General features: G+C 73.4%; 24 protein-coding genes. 9 read left to right on the top strand and 15 right to left on the bottom strand.

Going from position 1 to position 23,984, the window contains the following annotated elements; translation table 11 throughout:
- From ACWD4U_RS33235 to ACWD4U_RS33200, 8 genes are all read right to left on the bottom strand, one after another.
- Nucleotides 1-576, bottom strand: a 576-nt coding sequence (locus ACWD4U_RS33235; protein ID WP_363461360.1) for a WXG100-like domain-containing protein, incomplete at its 3' end; no start/stop codon positions are given.
- Between the two features lie 457 nt (nucleotides 577-1,033).
- On the bottom strand, nucleotides 1,034-1,774 hold the full coding sequence (locus tag ACWD4U_RS33230) for a VC0807 family protein (RefSeq protein WP_363461362.1): 741 nt from the start codon (nucleotides 1,772-1,774) through the stop codon (nucleotides 1,034-1,036).
- A gap of 62 nt (nucleotides 1,775-1,836) precedes the next feature.
- A complete protein-coding gene (locus tag ACWD4U_RS33225) occupies nucleotides 1,837-2,466 on the bottom strand; it encodes a TetR/AcrR family transcriptional regulator (protein ID WP_363461364.1) in 630 nt (209 codons plus the stop codon).
- Nucleotides 2,467-2,586: 120 nt separating this feature from the next.
- Nucleotides 2,587-3,471 carry a LysR family transcriptional regulator gene (locus ACWD4U_RS33220; protein WP_363461366.1) on the bottom strand — a complete coding sequence of 295 codons (885 nt, stop codon included), beginning with the start codon at nucleotides 3,469-3,471 and terminating at the stop codon, nucleotides 2,587-2,589.
- A 216-nt stretch (nucleotides 3,472-3,687) separates the two neighbouring features.
- The gene (locus ACWD4U_RS33215) at nucleotides 3,688-5,118 is read right to left on the bottom strand and encodes a GH1 family beta-glucosidase (RefSeq protein WP_363461368.1); all 1,431 of its coding nucleotides are present in this window, start codon (nucleotides 5,116-5,118) and stop codon (nucleotides 3,688-3,690) included.
- Between the two features lie 52 nt (nucleotides 5,119-5,170).
- Nucleotides 5,171-6,049: a carbohydrate ABC transporter permease gene (locus tag ACWD4U_RS33210; protein ID WP_363461370.1), complete on the bottom strand. Its 879-nt coding sequence runs from the start codon at nucleotides 6,047-6,049 to the stop codon at nucleotides 5,171-5,173.
- A gap of 4 nt (nucleotides 6,050-6,053) precedes the next feature.
- On the bottom strand, nucleotides 6,054-6,986 hold the full coding sequence (locus tag ACWD4U_RS33205) for a carbohydrate ABC transporter permease (RefSeq protein WP_363461372.1): 933 nt from the start codon (nucleotides 6,984-6,986) through the stop codon (nucleotides 6,054-6,056).
- Between the two features lie 86 nt (nucleotides 6,987-7,072).
- Complete coding sequence (locus ACWD4U_RS33200) at nucleotides 7,073-8,380, bottom strand: ABC transporter substrate-binding protein (protein WP_363461374.1); 1,308 nt, start codon at nucleotides 8,378-8,380, stop codon at nucleotides 7,073-7,075.
- A gap of 303 nt (nucleotides 8,381-8,683) precedes the next feature.
- Here ACWD4U_RS33200 and ACWD4U_RS33195 point away from each other — a divergent pair, with 303 nt between their 5' ends.
- Together ACWD4U_RS33195 and ACWD4U_RS33190 are read left to right on the top strand one after the other, a co-directional pair.
- A complete protein-coding gene (locus ACWD4U_RS33195; protein WP_363461376.1) occupies nucleotides 8,684-11,593 on the top strand; it encodes a glycosyl hydrolase in 2,910 nt (969 codons plus the stop codon).
- A gap of 123 nt (nucleotides 11,594-11,716) precedes the next feature.
- Nucleotides 11,717-12,262, top strand: a complete 546-nt coding sequence (locus tag ACWD4U_RS33190; protein ID WP_363461378.1) for a GNAT family N-acetyltransferase — start codon at nucleotides 11,717-11,719, stop codon at nucleotides 12,260-12,262.
- Nucleotides 12,263-12,281: 19 nt separating this feature from the next.
- Here the strand turns inward: ACWD4U_RS33190 and ACWD4U_RS33185 are convergent, their stop codons facing one another.
- Entirely contained in the window at nucleotides 12,282-12,977 is a 696-nt protein-coding gene (locus tag ACWD4U_RS33185; protein ID WP_363461381.1) for an NUDIX domain-containing protein, read from the bottom strand.
- A 49-nt stretch (nucleotides 12,978-13,026) separates the two neighbouring features.
- Between ACWD4U_RS33185 and ACWD4U_RS33180 the strand changes: the two genes are divergently transcribed.
- Entirely contained in the window at nucleotides 13,027-13,785 is a 759-nt protein-coding gene (locus ACWD4U_RS33180; protein WP_363461383.1) for a DeoR/GlpR family DNA-binding transcription regulator, read from the top strand.
- Nucleotides 13,786-13,902: 117 nt separating this feature from the next.
- Nucleotides 13,903-14,463: a hypothetical protein gene (locus tag ACWD4U_RS33175; RefSeq protein WP_363461385.1), complete on the top strand. Its 561-nt coding sequence runs from the start codon at nucleotides 13,903-13,905 to the stop codon at nucleotides 14,461-14,463.
- 7 nt (nucleotides 14,464-14,470) lie between these two features.
- On the opposite strand, the gene ACWD4U_RS33170 is transcribed toward ACWD4U_RS33175, so the two are convergent.
- The 4 genes from ACWD4U_RS33170 to ACWD4U_RS33155 all read right to left on the bottom strand — a co-directional run bounded on the left by ACWD4U_RS33170 (nucleotide 14,471) and on the right by ACWD4U_RS33155 (nucleotide 18,180).
- Nucleotides 14,471-15,523, bottom strand: a complete 1,053-nt coding sequence (locus ACWD4U_RS33170; RefSeq protein ID WP_363461387.1) for a LacI family DNA-binding transcriptional regulator — start codon at nucleotides 15,521-15,523, stop codon at nucleotides 14,471-14,473.
- Nucleotides 15,524-15,639: 116 nt separating this feature from the next.
- Nucleotides 15,640-16,428, bottom strand: a complete 789-nt coding sequence (locus ACWD4U_RS33165; RefSeq protein ID WP_363461389.1) for a DUF1684 domain-containing protein — start codon at nucleotides 16,426-16,428, stop codon at nucleotides 15,640-15,642.
- A gap of 46 nt (nucleotides 16,429-16,474) precedes the next feature.
- Complete coding sequence (locus tag ACWD4U_RS33160; protein ID WP_363461391.1) at nucleotides 16,475-17,353, bottom strand: acyl-CoA thioesterase; 879 nt, start codon at nucleotides 17,351-17,353, stop codon at nucleotides 16,475-16,477.
- Nucleotides 17,354-17,502: 149 nt separating this feature from the next.
- The gene (locus tag ACWD4U_RS33155) at nucleotides 17,503-18,180 is read right to left on the bottom strand and encodes an alpha-ketoglutarate-dependent dioxygenase AlkB family protein (RefSeq protein WP_363461393.1); all 678 of its coding nucleotides are present in this window, start codon (nucleotides 18,178-18,180) and stop codon (nucleotides 17,503-17,505) included.
- A gap of 226 nt (nucleotides 18,181-18,406) precedes the next feature.
- Between ACWD4U_RS33155 and ACWD4U_RS33150 the strand changes: the two genes are divergently transcribed.
- Genes ACWD4U_RS33150 through ACWD4U_RS33140 form a run of 3 tightly spaced genes read left to right on the top strand, consistent with a single transcriptional unit; the run spans nucleotide 18,407 to nucleotide 20,463 of the window.
- Entirely contained in the window at nucleotides 18,407-19,222 is an 816-nt protein-coding gene (locus ACWD4U_RS33150; RefSeq protein ID WP_363461395.1) for an MBL fold metallo-hydrolase, read from the top strand.
- Nucleotides 19,223-19,282: 60 nt separating this feature from the next.
- Complete coding sequence (locus ACWD4U_RS33145; RefSeq protein WP_363461397.1) at nucleotides 19,283-19,852, top strand: TetR/AcrR family transcriptional regulator; 570 nt, start codon at nucleotides 19,283-19,285, stop codon at nucleotides 19,850-19,852.
- A 14-nt stretch (nucleotides 19,853-19,866) separates the two neighbouring features.
- Nucleotides 19,867-20,463, top strand: a complete 597-nt coding sequence (locus tag ACWD4U_RS33140; RefSeq protein WP_363461399.1) for a DUF4865 family protein — start codon at nucleotides 19,867-19,869, stop codon at nucleotides 20,461-20,463.
- A gap of 19 nt (nucleotides 20,464-20,482) precedes the next feature.
- On the opposite strand, the gene ACWD4U_RS33135 is transcribed toward ACWD4U_RS33140, so the two are convergent.
- Both ACWD4U_RS33135 and ACWD4U_RS33130 read right to left on the bottom strand, forming a co-directional pair.
- Nucleotides 20,483-20,905: a transglycosylase family protein gene (locus tag ACWD4U_RS33135; protein WP_363461401.1), complete on the bottom strand. Its 423-nt coding sequence runs from the start codon at nucleotides 20,903-20,905 to the stop codon at nucleotides 20,483-20,485.
- Between the two features lie 197 nt (nucleotides 20,906-21,102).
- On the bottom strand, nucleotides 21,103-21,873 hold the full coding sequence (locus ACWD4U_RS33130) for a transglycosylase family protein (RefSeq protein ID WP_363461403.1): 771 nt from the start codon (nucleotides 21,871-21,873) through the stop codon (nucleotides 21,103-21,105).
- Nucleotides 21,874-22,406: 533 nt separating this feature from the next.
- Between ACWD4U_RS33130 and ACWD4U_RS33125 the strand changes: the two genes are divergently transcribed.
- A complete protein-coding gene (locus ACWD4U_RS33125; protein WP_363461405.1) occupies nucleotides 22,407-23,261 on the top strand; it encodes a hypothetical protein in 855 nt (284 codons plus the stop codon).
- Between the two features lie 26 nt (nucleotides 23,262-23,287).
- The gene (locus ACWD4U_RS33120) at nucleotides 23,288-23,899 is read left to right on the top strand and encodes a hypothetical protein (RefSeq protein WP_363461408.1); all 612 of its coding nucleotides are present in this window, start codon (nucleotides 23,288-23,290) and stop codon (nucleotides 23,897-23,899) included.
- Nucleotides 23,900-23,984: the final 85 nt, after the last annotated feature.

Raw genomic sequence — 23,984 nt, 5'->3', positions numbered from 1 at the left:
GTGATGCGACGCCAACTGGTAACTCTGGATCGCCGCATCCATCGCCAACCCGCCCATGATCCCCATGAACGTCTGCGACGCGATCTGCCGCACCAGCCAGAAGAACAGGTTCCGCAACGCCTCCCGCGTCGCCGCGAACGCCAGCGTCGCATTGAAATACGACCCGCCGAACGTGAACGGCGCGAAGAACTGCGCCACCAGCATCTGCAGGATCAACTGCACGACCTGCAGGATCGCCATCAGCTTCGTGTACTCGACCTGATTCGCGACCTGGCGCGCCACATCCCCCAACTCCCGCGACAGATCCGCGGTCTCCGACATCACGTCCCCACCCGACACCTGCCCCACCAGGTCCCGGATCGCCGCCACGAACGCCTCCGCCGCATCCCCCTCGAAATTCTCCAGAATCACCGGCACCAACTCGCCGACATACCCCCCGAGAACCCTCAGGTCGTCCGCCACCGCGTAGTAGTCGTCCGCCACCGACCGCATCAGATCCTCATCCGCCTCCGGCCACGGCATCCCCGTCACGAACGAGAAGAACCCCGCGACCTCGGGCGAAGGACTGATCGACATTGGACGCTGCCTCTGTGTTCAACAAGTGATGGACACCGGGGATCGGATCGACCGACGACCCGCGGCTAGTGGCGGGCGGACGGTCAGACGACTGGCGGAACAGCAGCCGCGCGGTCGTTCAAGGCGGTACAGCGGCCACCTGATCCACGCCTGGCCAGGCCAGGATCTGGTCTCAGCCCTCTACTTCGACCGCTCCCGCATCTCGGCCATGACGGCCTCGATCAGGCTCTACACCTCATGGCTCCTCGCTCATGGTTACCGACCCGTTGACCTGTTTGACGGCTTCCAGGGCAGCCCGCGTTCATCTGTCGAGCCGCGAGCAGCCGTGAGGTGCTTCACGCCGGTCGACCGCTCGACGACGACGCACCGGCGAGTGGCGCACACGAGGCGAAGCACCCCGGATAGCAGCGTGCGGCACCCTGACGACCCGTCAGGATGCCGCACCCGTACGCCGGTCTCACACCAGCAGCCCGGCCCGCTTCACGTACTGCACGTGGAACAGCAGCAGCCCGCCCAGCACGACCAGCCACTGCAGGCTGTTCACCAGCGGCACCGCCCCGAGCGGGAGGGTCAGCGCGAACGCCACCCGCACCAGCGCGTCCAGTGCGAAACCGACGCCCCACACCAGGGTCAGCAGCCGCAGGTGCCGCCGGAACCGCGGGTCGGTCTCCCACTGTCCGGCCCACGCCGCCGCGCCCGCCACCCCGATCTTGGCGCTCACCACGGACCGTCCGGCGCCCAGCATGAACGGCCGCCGGGTGAACAGGCTGCCCAGGATCCACACCCCGATCAGGCCGAACACCCAGCTGTCGCGCACCAGCAGCACCCGCGGACTGCCCGTCACCACCGAGAGCACCGCGCCCACCGCGATCAGCAGCAGCGCGAACACCGGCATCGCGTCCAGCCGCCGGTGCCGGACGATCCCGTACACGACCCACGGCAGCGCCGACAGCCCGCTCACGGTGATCGCCAGCCACTGCCCGGCGCCCACCGCCAGCAGCACGTAGTAGGCCGCCAGCGGCACCGCCAGCTCGAACACCAGCGACTGGAACAGCTGCCGCTTCCCCCGCCGCGCCCGCTCCGCCGGCGTCGACCTGTCCCCCGCCACCGCGGCCCAGTCGACCTGCCCGTCCTCGGTCCGCGGCAGCTCCGCCGCGCCCCCAGACGCAGCACCCCCGGCCTCAGCGCCCCCAGCCATCGCGTCCCCCGCCGTCGCGTCCCCGGCTGTCGTGCCGGTACCCGTCGCCGCCATCCGCTCGTTCACGATTCCCCCTGTCCACGGTGCGGTTCCATGCAGACCTCGACCGGCCGCACCGCCCGGTCGAACAGCTCCGCCAACTCACGTGCGCTGGTGGCCACGTCCATCTCCGGATCGCGCATCGTGCGCACCAGGACCGCGTCGATCGCCCCCCGCAGCGCCGTCACCAGCACCCGGGCGTCGAACGCCCCGTACTCCCCGGAGGCCTGGGCCATCCGCACCAGGCCCTCCTGCATCTCCATCATCGCCCGCTGGTTCTCGGCGAACTGCGCCTCCGAGTCGCCGCCCTGGACGTTCAGGACCTCCAGCAGCGCCGCCAGGTGCCGCGGATGCACCGCCACCAGCTCGACGTTCGACCGCACGTACGCGTGCAGTCGCGCCCGCGCGCCGGTCTCCGCCTCGATCCGCGGCACCATGTACTCCTGCGAGACCCGCAGCACCTCGGCCACCACCTCGCGCAGCAGGTCGTCCTTGCCCGCGAAGTGGTACGAGATCATCCCGGTGCTGCTCAGCCCCGCGTGCTTGGCGATCCGCGCGAAGGTCGCCTTGGCGTAGCCCGCCTCCGCGATCACCTCGATCGCCGCCTGCACGATCTGGCTCCGCCGCCCCGACTCGGTGAAAGTCCGCGCCACCGGAGCACCTCCCGTTCTGCTCGATCGAGCAACTCCTTGCTCGACTGAGCAAAACGTTAGCGCTGTTTGCTCGGCCGAGCAAGACCGTGTTTGCTCGGCCGAGCAAAACGGCGGGTAGCGTCAGGCCGCCGCGCCGGCCGCGGCGGAGACGAAGGCGTGCACCTTGGCGGTGGCGGCGTCGGTGCGCCACACCAGCGCGCCGTTGGCCGCGGACAGGCCGGTGAGGGGGCGGGCCACCACCTCGGGGTGCCGGTAGCCGCGGAACAGGCCGCGGTGCGTGGCCCAGACGGTGTCGCTGGTGGCGACGTGGTGCAGCGCCTCCTGGTAGGTGCGGCCGCCGGGGGTGCGGTGCAGCGGCCGGCCGCTCGGGGTGAACGGCGGGCTGACGGCGTGTCGGATCGGCTCGGGCACCTCCAACGGGCTGTCCAGGATCGGCCAGTCGGCGAGCTCCTCGATGTCCACGCTCCGTTTGGCGGCGAGCGGGTGCCCGTCCCGGAGGGCGAGCAGCCGCGGGTGGGCGACGAGCACCCCGCCGACCGTCAGGTCCGGTTCGTCCACCGGCAGCAGGGTGAGCAGCAGGTCCACGTCGCCGCCGCGCAGCGGGCGGTAGGGGTCGACCCAGGAGACCTCGGTGGCGGCCACCCGGCAGGCGGGGTGGCGGCGGGCGAACTCGGCGACGGCGCCGGTGAACGGGGCGCCGTTTAGGCAGCCGAGGAAGCCGATCCGCAGTTCGCCGGCCACGCCCTGGGCGATCGCCACCGCCTCGTCGTAGCTGCGGCGCAGCGCCCGGTGGGCGGCGCCGAAGGACCGCCGGGTGTGCTCGCCGAGCGGGGTGAGCGTGACCCGGCGGCTGGTGCGGACGAACAGCGGTGCGCCGATGCGGCGTTCGAGGGAGCGGATGAGCTGGCTGACCCGGGACTGGGACAGCCGCAGGCGCTCGGCGGTGCGCCCGAAGTGGAGTTCGTCGGCGAGTGCCAGGAAGGTCTCGATCTCGGTCAGGTCCAACGGGCGGATTCCCTCGACGTGGTGGGCGGCCGGAATCGATCAGCTCCGCTAATGCATCGTGCGGCAGATCGACCTTGATCGAGGGCCCATTTGATCAGATCGTTGACCCGTGAGGGGGATGCGGGAGGCCGGGTGGGCGAGGGGACATCGCCGACCCGGCCTCGCTGTGACGCGTCCCGCCGTACCGGCCGACGCCCCGGTGAGGTCCCGGGGGACTCACTCGGGCAGTCGGCCGGTGCGGATCACCTCCGCGTACCAGCGGGCGCTGTCCTTGGGGGTGCGCCGCTGGCTGGCGAAGTCGACGTGGACGATGCCGAAGCGCTTGCTGTAGCCGTACGCCCACTCGTAGTTGTCGAGCAGCGACCAGAGGAAGTAGCCCTGGACGGGGGCGCCGTCGGCGATGGCGCGGCGGACCGCGGCGAGGTGGCCGTGCAGGTAGGCGATCCGCTCGGGGTCGTGGACGGCGCCGCTGGGGTCGGTGTAGTCCTCGTAGGCGGCGCCGTTCTCGGTGACCAGCAGCGGCACGCCGGGCAGGTCGTCGCGCAGTCGGGTGAGCAGTTCGTACAGGCCGTCGGCGTCGACCGGCCAGCCCATCGCGGTGGTGCTGCCGGGGGCGGGCAGGAAGCGGATGCCGTGGTCGGCTGGCCAGGGGCTGTCGCCCTGGTGGCCGTCCTGGCGCGGGGCGGGGCTGGCGGGGTCGTCGGCGGCGACCACGGTCGGCGTGTAGTAGTTGATGCCGAGCGAGTCGACGGGGCGGGCGATCTCGGCGAGGTCGCCGGGCCGGACGAAGGACCAGTCGGTGAGGTGGGCGGTGTCGGCGAGCACGTCCTCGGGGTAGCGGCCGTGGAAGACCGGGTCGAGGAAGATCCGGTTGGCGAGGCCGTCGATCCGGCGGGCGGCGTCCAGGTCGGCCGGGTCGGTGGTGAGCGGGCGGACCGCGGCCAGGTTGAGGGTGAGCGACACCTGTGCGGTGGCGGGGAGTTCGGCGCGCAGCGCGGCGGTGCCGAGGCCGTGGGCGAGCAGCAGGTGGTGGTGGGCGGTGAGGGCGGCGCGGTGGTCGGTGCGGCCGGGGGCGTGGACACCGTTGCCGTAGCCGAGGAAGGCGCTGCACCAGGGCTCGTTGAGGGTGGTCCAGGTGGGGATGCGGTCGCCGAGCCGGCGGGCGGCGATGCTCGCGTACTCGGCGAAGCGCAGCGCGGTGCCGCGGTCGGTCCAGCCGCCCCGGTCCTCCAGTTCCTGGGGCAGGTCCCAGTGGTAGAGGGTGGCGACGGGGGTGATGCCGGCGGCGAGGAGTTCGTCGGTGAGTCGGTCGTAGAAGTCGAGCCCGGCCTCGTTGGCGGGGCCGCTGCCGCCGGGCTGGATGCGCGGCCAGGAGAGCGAGAACCGGTAGGCGCCGAGGCCGAGTTCGGACATCAGCGCGACGTCGTCGCGGTAGCGGTGGTAGTGGTCGGCGGCGACGTCGCCGGTGTCGCCGTTGCGGACGGCGCCGGGGCGGCGGCTGAAGGTGTCCCAGATGGACGGGGTGCGGCCGTCCTCGGCGGCGGCGCCCTCGATCTGGTAGGCCGCGGTGGCGGCGCCCCAGAGGAATCCGGCCGGGAACCGGGCGGGCGCGGCGGGGGCGGTCAGCGGGAGCGCTTGGACGGTCATGTCGCCTTCCAGGAGGGTGAGTTGGTGGGGTCTGTCGGCCGGTCGGGGCGGGTCAGCCCTTGACCGCGCCCTGCATGATGCCGCCGACGATCTGCCGGCCCAGCAGCGCGAACACCACCAGGACGGGAAGGGTGCCGAGCAGGGTGCCGGCCATGATGACCGACTGGTCGGGTACGTACCCCTGGCCGAGGGACTTCAACGCGACCTGCACGGTGGGGTTCTGGGAGCTCAGCGCGACGATCGGCCAGAAGAAGTCGTTCCAGGTGGCCATGAAGGTGAGCATGCCGAGCACGGCCATGCCGGGCCGGGCCACCGGGAGCACGATGGAGCGGAAGATCCGCAGCAGCGAGGCGCCGTCCATCCGCCCGGCCTCGACGAGTTCGTCGGGCAGCGCCTGCACCAGGTACTGGCGCATGAAGAAGACGCCGAACGCGGAGACCAGCGAGGGCAGGATCACCGAGGGCAGCTTGTTCTGCAGGTCGAGCTTGACGATCACCATGAACAGCGGGATCACGCCGAGCTGCGGCGGGATCATCATGGTGCCGACGGTGAGCGCCAGCAGCGCCCGGCTGCCGCGGAACCTCAGCTTGGCGAAGGCGAACCCGGCGAGCGTCGAGGAGAGCACCACCCCGGCGGTGACCACGCCGGCCACGATCAGCGAGTTGACCAGGGCGGTGCCGATCGCGGCCTGCTGGAGCGCCTCGCCGAGGTTGTGGAACAGGTTGGGCCCGGGGGTGAGCGCCGGCGTCGCCGCGCTGAGCTCGGAGTTGGAGCGGCTGGCGGCGACCAGCGTCCAGTAGAACGGGAAGACCGCGAGCAGCGTGGCGACGATCAGCACGGCGTAGGCGAGCGGGCCGCCGTTCAGCGGGGAGCGCGCCCGGCGGGCCGAACTGCGGGCCGGGGCGGCGGGCTTGGACAGGACGTGGGTCATCGGGTCACCGGTCCGTACGGTTGCGGCGGGCGGCGATCGCCGCGTTCAGCAGGGCGAGGACGACGATCAGCAGGAACATCACCCAGGCGACGGCGGCGGCCCGGCCGAGGTGGAAGAAGGTCCAGCCCTGCTCGTACAGGTAGAGGCCGAGGGTCTGGTACTGGTGCGAGATGCCGCCGCCGGAGTTGCCCTCGTACAGCAGCGGTTCGCCGAACAGCTGGGTGGCGCCGATGGTGGAGACCACCACGGTGAAGACGATGGTGGGCCGCAGGCCGGGGATGGTGACGTGCCGGAACTGCTGCCAGCGGGAGGCGCCGTCGACGGCCGCGGACTCGTACAGCTCGCCGGGGATGGCCTGCATGCCGGCCAGGTAGATCAGCGCGTTGTAGCCGGTCCAGCGCCAGGTGACGATCGCCGAGACGCCGAGCTGGGAGGCCCAGGTGGAGGCCTGCCAGTCCACGGGGTGCAGGCCCAGGGTGTGCAGCACCCAGTTGATCAGGCCGTAGTCGCGGCCGAACAGCTGGGCGAAGACCAGGGTCGCGGCGGCGACCGAGGTGGCGTACGGCAGCAGCATCGCGACCCGGAAGAAGGTCCGGCCGCGCAGCCGGTAGTTGAGCAGGTGGGCGAGGCCCAGCGCCATCAGCAGCTGCGGGACGGTGGAGAGCACGCCGATGGTGAAGGTGTTGCGCAGCGCGTTCCAGAAGAACGGGTCCTCGAACAGCCGGGTGTAGTTCTGCAGGCCCAGCCAGTCCATCCGGTCGGAGGTCTGCAGCTCGACCCGGTGCAGCGACACGTAGGCGGTGTACAGCAGCGGGAACAGGCCGAACGCGGCGAACAGCACGAAGAACGGGGCGACGAAGCCGTACGGGGCGAGCCGCCGGCGGGTGCGGCCGGCGGCCCGGGCGGCGGGCAGCCGGGCGGTGGAACCGAGAGCCATGGGCGGGGTCCTTCGACGGGCGCCCGGCCCGCCCGGGTCAACGGGCGGGCCGGGGCGGCGGGTTGGCGACCGGCACTGACGTGGCGTCAGCTGCCGTTGGCCTTCTTGACGTTGTCCAGGGCGTGCTTCCAGGCGGCGTCCGGCGCGGTGCCGGTGCGCTCCACCTCGCCGAGGGCGTCGGTGAACGCCTTGCCGATCACGCCGTCGTCGGTACCCAGCACCTGGGCCGGCATGTTGCCCGCCGACTCGCTGAAGATCTGGCCGATCGGGGCGTTGTTGAAGTACGGGTCGGTGACGTCCTTGATGGCGGCCTGCGCGCCGGTGGAGGACGGGAACGAGCCCTGCTTGGTGAAGAGGGTGGCCTGCTGCTCCTTGGCGGTCAGCCACTTGATCAGCTCGGCGGCCTCCTTCGGGTGCTTGGCGGTCTTCGGGATCGTCAGGTACGAGCCGCCCCAGTTGCCGGTCTTGCCGGGGCCCGCGGCGATGTCCCACTTGCCCGAACCGCCGTCGCCCGCCTGGCCCTTGATGTAGCCGATCATCCACGCGGGGCAGCTCAGGGTGGCGAACTTGCCGGTCGAGAACGCCTTGTTCCACTCGGGGGTCCACTGCGCGAGCTTCGCGGACAGGCCGCTCGCCACCAGCGAGGTGGCGTCCGCCCAGGCGGTCTTCACCGCGGTGCTGGAGTCGTAGACCGGCTTTCCGGCCTCGTCGGCGTAGCGGACCTTCTGCTGGCCGACCTCGGCGGTGAACATGCCGGCCGCGCTGTCGGTCCAGGCGTTGCCCGCCTCGGCCTTGGCGGCGTACTGCTTGCCGAGGTCCAGGTAGCCCTGCCAGGTCGACCACTTGGCGGCCAGCTCGGTGCGGTCGGTGGGCAGGCCCGCGGCCTTGAACAGGTCGGTGCGGTAGCAGATCGCCTCCGGGCCGACGTCGGTGCCCGCGCCGAGCACCTTGCCGTCGGCGGTCTTGATCGCCGCGCCCTTCCACGGCACCAGCTCGTCGTTGACCCCGCCGATGCCGAGCGTCTTCAGGTCGGTGAACTTGTCGGCCTGCTTCTGCACCACGCTGGCCACCCGGCCGACCTCCAGGCCCTGCACGTCGGCGAGGCCGCCGCCGCCCGCGAGCTTGGTCTGCAGCGCCTGCCAGTACTGGCCCTCGTCCTGGGTGTCGGTCTGCTTGATGGTGACGTTCGGGTGCAGCTTCATGTACTCGTCGTAGAGGCCGGCCTCCTTGAACCCGAAGGTGCCGAACAGGTCCACCGTGAGGGTCACGTTGCCGGCGGCGGAGTCCTGGGAACCGGTGGTGCCGGAGCTGCTGCACGCGCTGAGCAGCAGGGCGGCGGCGAGCAGGCCGCAGCCGAGGGCCGCGGAGGAGCGGCGGGCTCTGTGGGGACGCATGGGGAGGCCTCCTGGGCGGGGCGGATGCGGGGGAAGTCGAAGGACGTGGGTGATGCGGGTCGTCGGCGCCGCCACGTTCTGAGAGCGCTCTCAACCGCTGCCGAGAGAGTGCCGGGCGGTGAACGCGCCCGTCAAGCCCTCGAAACCTGAACGTAATCTCGCGTCCTGCCCACCTGGGCATTCGAGTTCTGAACGAAACAGCCTTCGCCGCACCTGTTGACACCCCTTCAGGGACGCCCCTAGCGTCCCCGGACTGAGAGCGCTCTCAGCCACTCGCCCGCCCCCCACTCGAGGTGGACATCCATGAAGCACCGCTCCCTGCGCAGTCCGGCGGCCGCCGTGACCGCGCTGGCGCTCGCCGCGGCCGCCGCGCTGACCGCCACGGTCGGCGCCGGCAGCGCCGCGGCCGCGACCGTCCCGGTCGGCCTCGGCGGCTACACCGACGTTCGCCCGGCCGGCACCACCGGCCCCACCAACTCCGACGGCGCCCCGGTCGCCCCCAAGGTCACCGCCCGGATGGCCGGCCAGGCCGCGCCCACCAACGACTGGTGGTCCTCGCTGATCTACCAGCGCTACGCGGGCAACCCGTACTCGGAGAACCTGTACGCCCACCCGATGACCTTCAAGGCCCAGGCCGCGGGCCTGGAGGTGGGCTACCCCACCACGCCGACCATCACCTCCGACGGCCGCCAGTACGACTACACCCACGCCCGCGACCTCACCCTCGGCGTGGCCGGCCTCGACTCCCCAGACACCAAGGTCGACGGCTGGTCCGACTGGACGGTCACCCCGTACTGGTCCGACGGCGCGCACACCTTCAGCGCCACCATCGGCCACGGCCTGCCCTACGTCTACGCGCACGCCACCGGCGGCGCCGCGCAGGTCACCACCACCTCGGCGCCCACCGTCTTCGCCAACCAGGGCAACGTCCTCGGCATCACCGTCGCGGGCCACAACTACGGCCTGTTCGCCCCCACCGGCACCACCTGGAACGTCAACGGCAGCACGCTGAGCGTGGGCCTCGGCGCCAAGGACTACTACTCGGTCGCGCTGCTGCCCTCCACCGCCGACCTGGCGCTGTTCCGCACCTACGCGTACTCCTTCGTCACCGACACCGAGGTCGGCTGGAACTACGACCCGGCCGCGGGCACCCTCACCACCACCTACACCGCCACCACCACCGCGCAGGAGGGCAGCCAGAGCGGCACGCTGCTCGCCCTCTACCCGCACCAGTGGCAGGCCACCTCCGATCCGCTGACCGCGCTGACGTACACCTCGCCGCGCGGCACCATGAAGGTCCGCCAGGGCGGCTCGTTCAGCACCGTGCAGTCCGTCACCGGCGTCCTGCCCTCGCTGCCCGACGTCGGCGGCTACGACCGCACCGCGCTCGACGGCTACCTGCACCAGGTCGCCGACGCGAGCGACCCGTTCAACGCCGCCACCGACACCTACTGGGTCGGCAAGGCACTCGGCCGACTCGCCCAACTCGTGCCGGTCGCCGACCAGTTGGGTGACACCGCGGTCCGCGACAAGCTGCTCGGACTGATCAAGGGCAAGCTGCAGACCTGGTTCAAGGGCACCGGCTCACCGGTCTTCGCCTACGACACCACCTGGAAGACCCTGATCGGCTACCCCGCCTCCTACGGCACCGACGCCGAACTCAACGACCACCACTTCCACTACGGCTACTTCATCCAGGCCGCCGCCACCGTCGCCCGCTACGACTCCGCGTGGGCCGCCGACTCCGCCTGGGGCGGCATGGTCAAGCTGCTCGCCAAGGACGCCGCCAACGCCGACCGCGCCGACGCCCGCTTCCCCGTGCTGCGCAACTTCGACCCGTACGCGGGCCACGGCTGGGCCTCCGGCCACGCCGGCTTCGCGGCCGGCAACAACGAGGAGTCCTCCTCCGAGTCGCTCGACTTCAGCTCCGGCCTGATCCTGTACGGCGCCGCCACCGGCGACAACACGCTGCGCGACCTCGGCGTCTACCTGTACACCACCGAGGCCAACGCGGTGCAGCAGTACTGGTTCGACGCCGACCACCGGGCCTTCCCGGCCGGCTTCCAGCACGGCACGGTCGGCATGGTGTGGGGCGACGGCGCCGCCTACTCCACCTGGTGGACTGCCGCGCCCGGCATGATCCACGGCATCAACTTCCTCCCCGTCACCGGCGGTTCGCTCTACCTGGCGCGCCGCAAGGACGACCTGGCGGCCAACCTCGCCGAGCTGAAGGGCAACAACGGCGGCGTCTTCACCGACTGGCGGGACCTGCTCTGGGAGGCCGAGGCACTCACCGACCCCGCCGCCGCCAAGGCCGACTGGGACGCCGGGAACGCCGGGTACACCCCCGAGGAGGGCGAGTCCAAGGCGCACACCTACCACTGGATCTACAACCTCGCCGTCCTCGGTACCCTCGACCCGGCCACCACCGCCGACACCCCCACCGCCGCGGTCTTCGTCAACGGCGCCACCCGCACCCACGTGGCGCACAACTACACCACCGCGGCCCGCACCGTCCGGTTCTCCGACGGCTACACCCTGACCGTCCCGGCCCGCTCCACCGCCAGCGAGCGCGGCACCAAGCCCGACGGCGGCGCCGGCGGTGTCAGCCCCTCCCCCACCCCGTCGACGTCCGCCTCGCCCTCGCCGTCGCCGTCGCCGTCCGCGAGCAACTCCCCGTCCCCGTCGGCCAGTCCGACCGTGCCGCAGACCACCGCCAACACCTTCTACCTGCAGCCCGGCGGCACGCTGACCCCCGGCTACGGCACCGGCGCCACCGCCGACACCGTCGTCTCCGGCGGCGGCGGCAACCACGACGGCGCCCCCTACCAGCCGCTGACCTACACCATCAGCCACGTCACCGGGACGCTCCGCCCGAGCGCCACCACCGACTTCGACCTCTACGTCGACGCCGGCGCCAACGTCGCCCTCGGCCAACAGGCCCGCGTCTCCTACGACTTCACCGGCGACGGCACGTACGACCGGACCGAGACCTACCGCTACTTCGCCACCGACCCGGTGACCGGCTGGGAGCGCTACAACGCCACCGCGTCCGGCCTCCAGGCCACCACCGGCTCCGCGCCCGCCAACCTCGCCAACGCCACCGTCCGGATCGAGATCTGGCCCGCCATCGGCAACGCCCCCGCCCAGCTGCGCACCGGCGCCACCCAGGCCCAGGGCAACGCCTCCGTCCTGCGGATCCCCTACAACTGACCCGCCGTCACCCCGAAAGCACCGAGCCCCGGGCCGCCCACGGCCCGGGGCTCCGGCGTCCGGCCGGGGCGGGCCGGCGGAAATCCGCTTGCCCACGTCAACGCTCCCGTCGAGGATCGGCGGATGAGCCACGTGATACGAGCCGTCACCGCCGAGGACTGGCGGCAGGTCAGGGACCTGCGACTGGACGCCCTGCGCGACCCGGTGGCGGGCATCGCCTTCCTCGACACCTACGACAACGCCGCCGCCCAGCCCGACGAGGTCTGGCAGGCCCGCGCGGCCGGCTCCCGCAGCGAGCTGATCGCCCAACAGTTCGTCGCCGAGCGGCCCGACGGCGGCTGGGACGGCTCGGTCACCGTGCTCATCGAACAGGCCGGCCACGGCGACGTCTTCGGCGCCCCGATCGACGTCACCCAGGCCCACCTGGTCGGCGTCTTCGTCCGCCCGGAACACCGCGGCACCGGCCTGGCCCGCGCCCTGTTCGACGCCGCGATCGCCTTCGCCCAGGCGCACGACGAGCCCGAGGTCTCCCGCGTGCGCCTCTACGTCCACCAGGACAACCACCGGGCCGAGGCCTTCTACCGCAAGCTCGGCTTCACCCGCAGCGGCCACCAGGTCCCGGTCCCCGGCGACGACTCCGCCGTCGAGAACGAACTCGTCCTCGGCTGACCGCGCCCGCGAGGGCGGATCAGCCGCCGAACGGACCGTCCAGCGCCGCCCACTGCAGCAGCATGACGGTCTTGCCGTCGGCGATCCGCCCGTCCCGGACCATCGCGCGCGCCTCACCGAAGGGCACTTCCAGCACCTCGATGTCCTCGCCGTCCTCCTCCAGCCCGCCGCCGTCCCCGGTCCGGTCGCCCGGACGGTAGGGGGCGGCGTAGAAGTGCAGCCGCTCGGTGACCGAACCCGGGCTCATGTAGGCGTCGAAGACGTGCGTCAGCGGCCCCAGCTCCACGCCGAGCTCCTCCGCGGCCTCCCGCCGGATCGCCGCCAGCGGCTCGTCGCCGTCCAGCAGCCCGGCGGCCGCCTCCACCAGCATCCCGTCCGGATGCCCGTTGACGTAGGCCGGGTACCGGAACTGACGGATCAGCAGCACCGTCCCGCGCTCCGCGTCGTACGGCAGGACGACCGCGCCGTTGCCGCGGTCGTACGTCTCGCGCTGCTGGGTGACCCAGCGCCCGTCGCGCCGGCGGTAGTCGAAGGTGGTGCGGCGCAGCACGTGCCAGCCCTGCGAGGTGAGTTCGACGTCCCGGACCACCACGCCGGGGTTGCGGTCCAGCTCGCGCCCGGCCCGGTCGAGGCCGGTGCGCCCCCGGTGGTCGGGGACGTCGACGCCGGGGCGGTGCGGGTCGGTGGTGCGGGCGGTCCGTGTGGTGTCGTCCATGGCGCGCTACGATACACGCAGAAACGTGCAAGAACGGGAGAGAACACGGATGCTGGCTGCCGAACGCCGCGACCACCTGCTGGCCCTGCTCGCCCGCCAGGGCAAGATCGTCGCCAAGGACGTCGCCGCCGACCTGGGCATCTCCGAGGACAGCGTGCGCCGCGACCTGCGCGACCTCGCCGCGGAAGGGCTCTGCCACCGCGTCTACGGCGGCGCCCTGCCCGTCTCCCCCGCGGTCGCCGACTACGCGGCCCGGCAGAGCGTCGCCCCGGACGGCAAGCAGCGGGTGGCCCGCACCGCCGCCGCCCTGATCCGCCCCGGCGCCGCCGTGATCCTGGACGGCGGCACCACCGCCCTCGCGGTCGCCCGCCTGCTGCCGCCCGACCTGGCCTGCACCGTGATCACGCACAGCCCGACCGTCGCCACCGCCCTGCTCGACCACCCTCTGGCCGAGGTCTTCCTGCTCGGCGGCCGGCTCTTCAAGCACTCCGCCGTCACCTGCGGCGCCGCCGCCGTGGAAGCCGCCCAGAACGTCTCCGCCGATCTCTGCCTGCTCGGCGTCACCGGCGTCCACCCCGAAGCCGGCCTCACCACCGGCGACCCCGACGAGGCCGCCATGAAGCGCGCCCTCGCCGCTCGCGCCGCCGACACCTACGTCCTGGCGTCCTCGGAGAAGATCGGCGCCGCCTCCCCCTACCGCGTCCTCCCCTGGGACAAGATCACCGCCCTCGTCACCGACGCCGACCCGGAGCACGAAGTCCTGACCCGCCTCGCCGCCCAGGGCGTCGAGGTCGTCCGGGCCGCCTGATGCCACCGGACCGCAGGCCGGGCCCGGCGGGTTCGACGCCGGGCGAGCCCGTCCGCGCGCTACCGGCCGGGCGTCGACGATCCGGCCGACGGCCGGACCGGGGTACCCGTCTGCACGGTGACGCACCAGCCGTCGCCCACCGGGGCAAAGATCTGCCCGGGCGGGCAAGCGGTCGGCGCGGGCGCCCGGCTGGCCGACGGACGGGCGTTCACCGGCGACATGTCGCCCGGCCCGGCGGTGGACGGCTTCGCCGTCGGCGTCCGGGGCCGCCCGGACGTGCTCGGCGCGGGCGTGTCGACCGCGGTCTGCGAGGGCTCGACGCTGGGCTCGGCGCTCGCAGCGGCGGACGGCGTCGCGGCAGGGCTGCCGGGGAGTTCGGCCGGGCCGCCGCTCGGAGCCGGCGTGTCCGCGCTCGCACTCGCGACCGGTGCCCGGCCCGTCGGCCCCGGCCGCTCGGCACCGGACAGCGCCACGACCACGCCGCTCCCGGCCAGCAGCAGGACACCGCCACCGGCGGCCGCCAGCAGGACGGCCTTCCGCCGCCCGGCCGGCCCGGACCGCGCCACCCGCTCACCGTCATGCTGCACCGTGGCGCCCCCACCGCTCCCGATCAACCGCTCGAACGGCGCGCAGCCTAGCGGACCGTACCGCCGCGCCGACCGGCCCGGCTCGACCTGACCCGGGCTCAGGCGGACTCGCGGATCACCAGCCCCGTCGGGATGATCACCGAGGACGGTGCGGAGGCACCCGCGTCGTTGAGGCGGCGCAGCAACAGACGGGTCATCAGGCGGCCCATCTCCTCGATGTCCTGACGGACCGTGGTCAGGCGCGGCTCGGTCCACTCCGCGATCGACTCGACGTCGTCGAAGCCCACCACCGCGACGTCCTGCGGCACCCGCCGCCCGGCGGCCTTGAGCACCCGCAGCGCGCCGGAGGCCATCGCGTCGGAGGCCGCGAAGACGGCGTCCACGTCCGGTCGGCGGGCCAGCAGCTCGGCCATCGCGCGGCCGCCGCCGTCCGCGGTGAAGTCGCCGACGGCGATCAGCTCGGGGTCGCCGTCGGGGAGCAGGTCGCGGTAGCCGTCGAGGCGGTCGACGGAGGAGGTCTGGTCGAGCGGTCCGGTGATGGTGGCGATCCGGGTCCGGCCGAGCGCCTTCAGGTGCTGCACCGCGAGGCGGGCGCCGCCGCGGTTGTCGCTGTCGACGTAGACCAGGTCGCGGTCGGACTCGGCGCCGGGCCAGCCGGGGCGGCCACCTATCACGAAGGGGAGGCCGAGGCGGCGGGCGGTGTCGGGGGTGGGGTCGGCCTGGTGGAGGGAGAACAGCAGCACGCCGTCGACGTGGCCGCCGGCCAGGTAGCGGCCGATCCGCTCGTGGTCGCGCTCGTCCTCGGCGAGCAGCAGCACCATCTGGTTGTCGGCGGCGGAGAGTTCGCGGCTGATGCCGCGCAGGTGCTGGGCGAAGAACGGGTCGGAGAAGATCCGGCTCTCGGGTTCGGCGACCACCACCCCGATCGCCCGGTTGCGGCGGGTGACCAGGGTGCGCGCGGCCAGGTTGGGGACGTAGCCCAGCTCGTCGACGGCGCGCTGGACCTTCTCCCGCAGCGCGGCGCGGACCCCCGCGCCGCCGTTCACCACCCGCGAGGCGGTGGCCCGCGAGACACCCGCCAGCTCGGCCACCGACTCCAGGGTGGGACGCCCGGCCGGTCCTGCCTCGGCCCGCGTCTCGGCTTCCGACACCCTGGGCTCCTCTCCGCGTCCGCCGACCGGGCCGCGCCTCGGTCGCTACCAGCAGCCTAGCGGGTCGACCGGCACTCTGAGAGCGCTCTCAACAAGCTGGCGCACCCGGCCTCGCCTCAGACCGTCACCACCTGCCGCTCGCCCGCCTCCACGGCGACGGTCAGCCGGTTGCCGGGCGGCGGGAACGGGCAGATGAAGTGGTCGGCGAACGCGCACGGCGGCAGGTACGCGCGGTTGAAGTCCAGCACGGTGTTTCCGTCGGCGTCGGGCGCGGGCAGCGTCACGAACCGGAAGCGGTAGGTCTCGTGGCCGCTGGTGGTGTCCGCGATGACGCCGCTGAGCCGGTTGCCGGAGCGGCCGACGGTCAGCGTGTGCGGCTCGCCGCACAGCGTGAACGCGACCTGGCCGGTCACCGCGAGCGGGCGATCCCGGCCGTCGGCGTTCTCCACCACCACCGCCCGCTCCCCCGTGTCGAACGGGGTGTAGACGGCGGGCACCGCCCAGTCGGGGGCGTACGGGAAGAGCGAGATGCCGGCGAACCCCGTCCGAGTGGGCGCGTCCGGGTCGAAGACCCGCAGCGCCAGCTCGCCCTCCCGCTCGATCGGCACCAGCCTGCGCTGCCCCAGCACGGCGATCTGCGGCTCCGGGTCGCCGTCCGTCCGCAGCGCCACCGCGCCGGTCAACTCGCCGTCGCCGCGCTCCAGTCGCACGCCGGCGCCGGGCGCCAGCACCGTCCGCACCAGGCCGTCCTCGGCCCACCATCGGCCCGGCAGGCCGGGGATCTCCCCCGGCTCGGGCTCCAGCCAGTGGGTGCCGGTCAGTGCCAGCGGCCCGTGCGGCGCACTCACCGCCGCGGTCCGCGACTCCGTCCAGCGCTGCCACGCGTCGGCATCGGTCTCGGTCATCGCTCACCCTCCCAAGTCGTGGTTACGGTACGGACGTTCGGAAGCATCAGGCGTCGGCGGACGGCCGCCCGGCGAGCGGGCGGAACAGGCCCTCCTGCATCACGGAGACGACCAGCCGGCCGCTGCGGTCGTAGATCTCGCCGCGGGCCAGGCCGCGCGCGGCGTGCGCGATCGGGGCCTCCTGCTGGTAGAGCAGCCAGTCGTCGGCGCGGAACGGGCGGTGGAACCACATCGCGTGGTCGAGCGAGGCCATGTCGAAGTTCCGCTCGCCCCACAGCGGTTCGACCGGGGCGCGGACGGCGTCCAGCAGCGTCATGTCGCTGGCGTAGGTCAGCGCGCAGACGTGGATCAGCGGGTCGTCGGGCAGCTCGCCGTTGGTGCGCAGCCACACGCCGCTGCGCGCCTCCACGCCGTCGAGCTCCTCGCGGCTCCACCGCAGGCGGTCCACGTAGCGGATGTCGAAGGGCTGGCGCCGGCTGATGAACGGCGGGAGTTCGCCGAGCTTGGCGCCGACCTCGTCCAGGGCGCTGGGCAGCGCCTCGGGGCCGGGCACGTCCGGCATGGTCATCTGGTGCTCGATGCCGCCGGGTTCGGGCTTGTGGAAGTCCGCGGTCAGCGCGAAGATCGACCGCCCGCCCTGGATGCCGAGCACCCGGCGGGTGGTGAAGGAACGGCCGTCGCGGATCCGGTCGACCTGGTAGACGATCGGCACGCCCGGGACGCCGGGGCGCAGGAAGTACGCGTGCAGGGAGTGCACCGGCCGGTCCGGGTCCACCGTCCGGCCCGCCGCGACCAGCGCCTGCCCGGCCACCTGCCCGCCGAAGGTGCGCTGCAGCGCCTCCTCGGGGCTGCGGCCGCGAAAGATGTTCAGCTCGATCCGCTCCAGGTCGAGCAGGTCGACGAGCTGGTCGACGGGGGTTCCCATGGGTGGCTTCCTCTCCTGGCGGCCGTCCGGTCCTCGAGCGCCGGCGCCCACCGCGTTCGTCCAGCACAAGTCTCCTTGCGCCCCGGGAATTCCCGTGGGGCGACCCGCCGCCCGCGGGTCACTCCGGGCCCGGCCCGCCGCGTCCCCGGTCACGGCAGGCCCGTCTGCCGGACGGTGATGTTCAGCCGCCCGACCAGCCCGAGGCCCGGGTCGGCGGTGCCCGGCAGGGTGCGCACCACGCCGTGGTAGGCGAAGCGCATCTCGCCGCCGAACACCAGCAGGTCGCCGCTGCGCAGTTCCAGGTCGGTCCACGGCCGGGTCCTGGTCTCGGTGTTGCCGAGCCGGAACACGCAGTCGTCGCCGAGCGACAGCGACACCACGGGGGCGTCCACCCGCTCCTCCCGGTCGCGGTGCAGGCCCATCTTCGCGCCGTGCGGGTAGTGGTTGACCAGCGCCACGTCCGGCGCGTAGCCGACCGCGCCGGCGATCTCCGCCGCCCGCGCGCCGTACGCCTCGTCGACCGCCCGCCGGGCCAGCGCGCCGAGCTCCGGCGGGAACGCCTTCACCGGCGCGCCGTCGCCGTCCACCACCGTCCGCGCGTACCCGTACGGGTACCAGTGCCAGCCCAGGCAGACCGTCCGCACCGACATCACCCCGCCGGTCGGCAGCGTCACCGTGCGCATCCCCGCCGGCGGACGCGCCCACTCCCGGCAGGCGGCGACCAGCTCGCGCTGCCGCGCCCCGTCCAGCCAGCCGGGCAGCAGCACCACCCCGGGCGCGGGCTCCTGGCGCCCGCGCCCGAACAGCTCCCCGGCGAACCCGCTCATCCCCTCATCCTCGCACCGGGGCCTGGGTGTCACCGCCGCCCGTCCGACCTGACGGACCGTCGTCCGCTCACCGGACGAGCGGCCCGCCCCGCCCGTGGCCCTCCGGTCGGCCCCGCGGTCATCCTCTCGGCGTACCCGCCGGGCGGGCGCGCGGGCGTCCCGCATGCGGACGGCGCGCGGGCGCTCCACGCTGGGGGGAGGCCGTGCCGAGGCGGGAGGAGCCGCGATGCAAGCCTTGGAGTTCCGCGTGGTCGACCTGCCGGAGGGCTCACTGCACAAGACGGCGGTGCTGGTGCTGGGCCGCCACCGGGCGGTACTGGTCGGCACCGGGTTCCGGTTGTCGGACGGCCGGCGGCTGGTGCGCGAGATCCGCTCGTCGGGCCGGCAGCTGGCCGCGGTGCTGATCGACCACGCCGCCCCGGACTGCTACTTCGCGGCGGAGGAGGTCCGCGACGCCTTCCCGGAGGCCCGTTTCCTGGCGCCCGAGCCGGTGGCCGAGCGGATCGAGCGCGACTATCCCGCGCACCGCGCCACCTGGGCCCGGCTCGGGCCCGAACTGCCCACCCGGCTGGTCGCGTTGGAGCCGCTGACCGGCGACGCCGTGGAGCTGGAGGACCACCGGCTGGAGCTGCGCGGCGCCTCCCTGGGGCTGCCCGACCACCACTACCTGTGGGAGCACCGCAGCCGCACCCTGCTCGGCGGCCCGCTGCTCTACCTCGGCGTCCACCCGTGGACCGCCGACACCCCGCGGGTCGCCCAACGCGAGGCCTGGATCGCCCTGTTGGACGAGATGGCCGCGCTGGAGCCGGCCCGCGCCGTCCCCGGCCACCGCCACACCGAGCTGCCGCTGCCGCCCGACGGCACCCCGGACCCGATCGCCTGGACCGCCGACTACCTGCGCGCCTTCGAGACCGAGCTCGGCAAGCCCGCCGACCCGGCGGCCGTCGAGGCCGCGATGCTGCACCGGTACCCGGACGCGGCGGTGCCCTTCGCCGTCGAACTCGGCGCCCGCGCCGCCAAGGGCGAGCTCACCTGGGCCTGAACCGGCCCGCCCCGCCGGAACCCCTGCGCACTGTACCTACTGGTATGTACAGTGCGCCGCATGAGCACCGCCGACCGCCTGATCGAGAGCACCCGCGAGCTGCTGTGGGAGCGCGGCTACACGGGCACCAGCCCGAAGGCCATCCAGCAGCACGCGGGGGCCGGCCAGGGCAGCATGTACCACCACTTCGCGGGCAAGCCCGAGCTGGCGCTGACCGCGATCCGCCGTACCGCCGAGGAGCTCCGGGCCACCGCCGAGGAACTGCTCTCCGGGCCCGGCACCGCCGTCGACCGGGTCGCCGCCTACCTGCGGCGCGAGCGCGAGGTGCTGCGCGGCTGCCCGATCGGCCGACTCACCCAGGACCCCGAGGTGATGGCCGACCCGGTGCTGCGCGCTCCCGTCGAGGAGACCCTCGGCTGGCTGCGCGGCCGCCTGGCCGAGGTGCTCGCCGAGGGCCGCGCGGCCGGACAGCTCCCCGCCGCCACCGACCCGCAGGCCACCGCCGCCACCGTCGTCGCCGTCCTCCAGGGCGGCTACGTGCTGGCCCGCGCCGCCGGCACCCCCGCCCCGTTCCACCAGGCGGTCGACGGCCTGCTCGCCCTGCTCGCCGCCCCGCCCGCCCTCCCCTGAGCCGAGAGGTCCCCGTGCACGCCAAGCAGTACGAGATCACCCTGCCCGCCGACTACGACCTCGACGTGATCCGCCGCCGCATCGCCGCCGGCGCCCCGCTGCTGGACGACCGCCCCGGCCTGGGCTTCAAGGCGTGGCTGCTGCGCGAACGCGGCGTGGACGGCTCGCCGGTGAACCAGTACGCGCCGTTCTACCTCTGGCAGGACGCCGGGGCGATGGCCGCGTTCCTGGTCGGCGGCGGCGGCTTCCACCACATCGTGCGGGACTTCGGCCGCCCCGCGGTCGGCGACTGGACGCCGCTCGGCCAGTACCCGGGCCCGGCCCGCGCGAGCGCCCCCGGCTACGCCACCCGCGCCCTGACGCCCGTCCCCACCGACCCGGACCCGCTCGCCCTGGCCGCCACCGTCGACCGCGCGCTCGACGCGCTGCGTGCGCTCGCCGAACGCCCGGGCGTGCACACCGCACTGCTCGCGCTCGACCCGGGGCGCTGGGAGCTGCTGCGCTTCACGCTCTGGCAGGACGCGCCGACCGAGGACACCGGCACCGTCTACCGCGTCCCGCACCTGTCCGCCCCGGGCCTCGCCGACCTCCCCGCCGGGCGCACCTGGTAGCGCCTGGCAGCACCCGGGGCTACTGCAGGACGCCGATGTCCCGCGCGCAGGAGCGCCACGCGTTCCAGCCCTGGCGGCGCAGGATCTCCTCCGCCACGGCGATCTGCTGGCGCCGGGAGGCATGGTCGGGCCGGTCGGAGTAGCGCAGGCCGCCGGACTCCCGCCAGGTCGGCGGCCAGATCTGCAGGCCGCCGTAGTAGCCGTTGCCGGTGTCGGCCCGCCAGTCGCCGTCGCTCTCGCAGTCGGCGAGGCGGTCCCACACCAGGTCCGGGGTGGGCTGGCGGGCGAAGGACAGCGCGGCCGCCGACGGGAGCAGCAGGCCGAGCGCCAGCACGCCGCGGCCGAGCAGGGGCGTCCGCCGGGGCGGCGAGGCGGGGCGCAGCCGGGGCTTCCGCAGGTGGGGCTTTCGCAGCCGGGGCATCCGCAGGTGGGGCATCCGCATTCCACCGACGCTAAGCAGCCGGCGGGTCGGCCACCCGCGGAGCGCCCCCAGCCGGGTGGTCGGGGCGCCCGGCGGCCTGACGGACGGTCAGGCGGGCGGAACGGCGGAAGCCGCCACCCCGAGCGCGGGGGTGGCGGCTTCACGCCGACAGGGTGGGATCAGCCGATCCCGGGGGAAGCGGGGCTTCCGGTGGGGCTTCAGACGGAGAGGACCTGGCCCGGGAAGATCAGGTCCGGGTTGCCGCCGACGACGCCGGTGTTGTTGTTGTACAGCGCGTGCCAGTCGACGCCCAGGCCGGCGGCGATCTTGGACAGGGTGTCGCCGGACTTCACCGTGTAGGTGCCGCCCTTGGCGGTGTTGGTCGGGGCCGCGGCGGGCTTGTCCTTCCAGGTCTGCTTCGGCGCCTGCTGCTGGGCCGGGGCGGTCTCCTGGGCGGCGGCCTTCGGGGCCTGCGCGCGGGTCTCGGAGCGCGAGGCCTTCGAGGAGTCGGCGGTCGCGGCCGAGGAGGAGCTCGACTTCGCGGCGGACGAGGAGGAGGTGGAGGCGGTCGACGAGGAGGTGTCGACCTGCGCCGGGGCGCCGCCCTTGGTCAGGCCGGCCACCACCGAGCAGACCGGCCAGGCGCCGGGGCCCTGGTCGGCCAGCACCTTCTCGGCGACGGAGATCTGCTGCGCCTTGGTGGCCAGGTTGGCCTGCGCGGCGTAGGCGGTGCCGCCGTACGCGGCCCAGGTGGAGGAGGTGAACTGCAGCCCGCCGTAGAAACCGTTGCCGGTGTTGATCGACCAGTTGCCGGTCGACTCGCACATCGCCACCTTGTCCCAGGTGGAGACGTCCGCGGCGGAGGCCGAGGTGGCCGTGACGAGGCCGGCCACCGGGACGGCGAGGAGGGCGCCGCCCACGACCGCCGCGCGGACGCGGTTGCGCTTGAGGGCGGAGGTGGCAGCGGCGGTCTCGTTACGGAAGATCATGAGATTCCTCTCGACAATCCCGGGGGTGGGCAGGCGGAACCAGGCCCTGCACGCAGGGATTTCGTCTCGCTCGCCAGGTCCGGTGGGCGGCGGTGCACGTGTCGGACGTACCGCGCCGTCGCTTCGGGGGTGAACCACCCGGGAGGTGCTCGATGCACCGGCCACGAACCTACGAACACCGCGGACCGGCCGCCAAACAGTTTCGGATCCGCCCAGGTCATGCGCCCGTTACCGGCGGTATGGATCTAGTTAACCAAGGCAATTTGCCCGATTTGTCCTGGTATTCGAAGATCAAACCATATCGGAATATGGTCCCGGTCACAGTTTGGCCCGTGTGAGGTCGGGCACAGCGTCGACACATTGCGACCGGAGGCACACACAGGGCTGTCAGATCCGACGCAATTCCCGTCGTCCGGAGCGCCACCCGTGACCCCAGCCACAACCTCCCGTTGGTAATGGCGTTCGGCGCGTCCCGCGCCGCGCACCCGGGAGGTCCCCACCCGGGCGCATAAGAGGACGAACGAGGAGTGGTTGTGCCGCGCATGCTTGAGGTGAGCGAGGACGTACGCGCCGAGATCGGCGACGACGAGGCCGAGAGCCTGCTGGCCGGAGCCCACGCGCCGGACTCCTACGACTGCACCTCCTGCCGACAACCGGGCGACTCGCTGCGCGAGCCGACCAGCACGGTGCTGTTCGTCGGCGACGAGACCGCGGTGCTGGCCTTCGCGCACGCCCGCTGCATCCCGTCGCAGGTGGTGCCGGTCGCCGAGGAGCAGCTGCGCGGCGCGGTGGCGTCGATCAGCCAGTCGCAGGACGCCCCGGCGGCGCTCGCCCCCGAGCCGGTCGAGCCGGCCCAGCCGGTCGTCATCCCGGAGCCGATCACCGCCCCGCGGACCGTGATGCGCGGTCAGTCGCAGCCCGCCGTCCTCGGCGTGACCTGCGGGATCGTGCTGTGCGGGGACACCCAGCACGCCGCCCTGGTGGTCGAGCCGACCGGCCCGGTGGGCCGCCCGGGCAGCCAGGAAGGCGAGGACGAGTTCCTCGCGCTGCTCACCGAGCACGGCTTCCAACTCGTCCAGGACGTCAACCAGGCGCCGGTACGGCCCCGCTCCGGCTGGTCGGTGCTGATGGCGATGGGCCAGCTGCACGCGATCCTGCAGCCGTCCGCCACTGGCGGCTCGGCCGCCTGGTGGCAGGCCCACCAGCCGCTGCAGGTCACCCCGGCGTGGCGGGCCGCGGCGGCCCGCAAGTCCGAGGTGATCATGTTCGCGGTGCCGGCCGGCACGGTCGGGCGGCAGCCCCGGGAGGACCTGCTGCGCCTCGCCCTGGACCGGGGCGCCGCCCGCGGCCTGGTGGGCGCCGCGATGCTCCCGCTGGCCGGGACCTGAGCGGGCCCGCGCCGATGAGCGACCCCGTGAACGACCCCGCCGCCGCCCCGGCCGCTCCCGACGAGCCGTCAACCCCGGCCGCCGATCAGGTGGTTGAGGCCGACCCGGACGGCGGACTTGGCATAGGACAGGGCGAGCCGCCCCCGCATCCCCGGCCGGTCTCGCTCGTTGGCTCCTACGTGTACAGCTACGACCTCGCCTCCCCCAGCCGCCCCGCCGTCCCCTCCCCCACCGGCGTCGGCCGGTCGATCCCGAGCATGCGCCCGTCGTACGACGCGGAGCACCCGGTCTCGGCCACGCCGATCTACGACTCGCTGTACTCCGAATACCGCAGGCTGTTCCGCGCCCTGCCGGGCGACCGCTCCGGCGAGGAGGGGATGCGGTTCACCGGCTTCGCGGTCCGCGACCCGCAGCCGCCGGACGCCACCCGCGAGGGCCTGCCCTACCCGCAGCACCAGACGTTCGAGACCTACGCGGGCCAGGCGCACGGCGCGCCGCAGTTCATGCCCGCGCAGGCCACCGCGCCGACCGGCGGCCAGGGCTGGGTGGCCTCCGGCTACCTCGGCCCGGGCCAGCCGTCCGGCTCCGGCGGCCGGCACCGCTCGATGCTCTCCCTGCCGCCCGGCCGGGATTCCTAATGCCGTTGTCAACTAGCTGCTGGGACGGGCGCACTGCGCTCGTAGGGTCGCCCGTCCCGCAGCAAGGCCCAAAGGACGTTGACCC

The organism is Kitasatospora sp. NPDC002522 (assembly GCF_053595195.1).
Note: the sequence above shows the minus strand (reverse complement) of the source record. Positions and strands in the feature narration are given on the sequence as shown.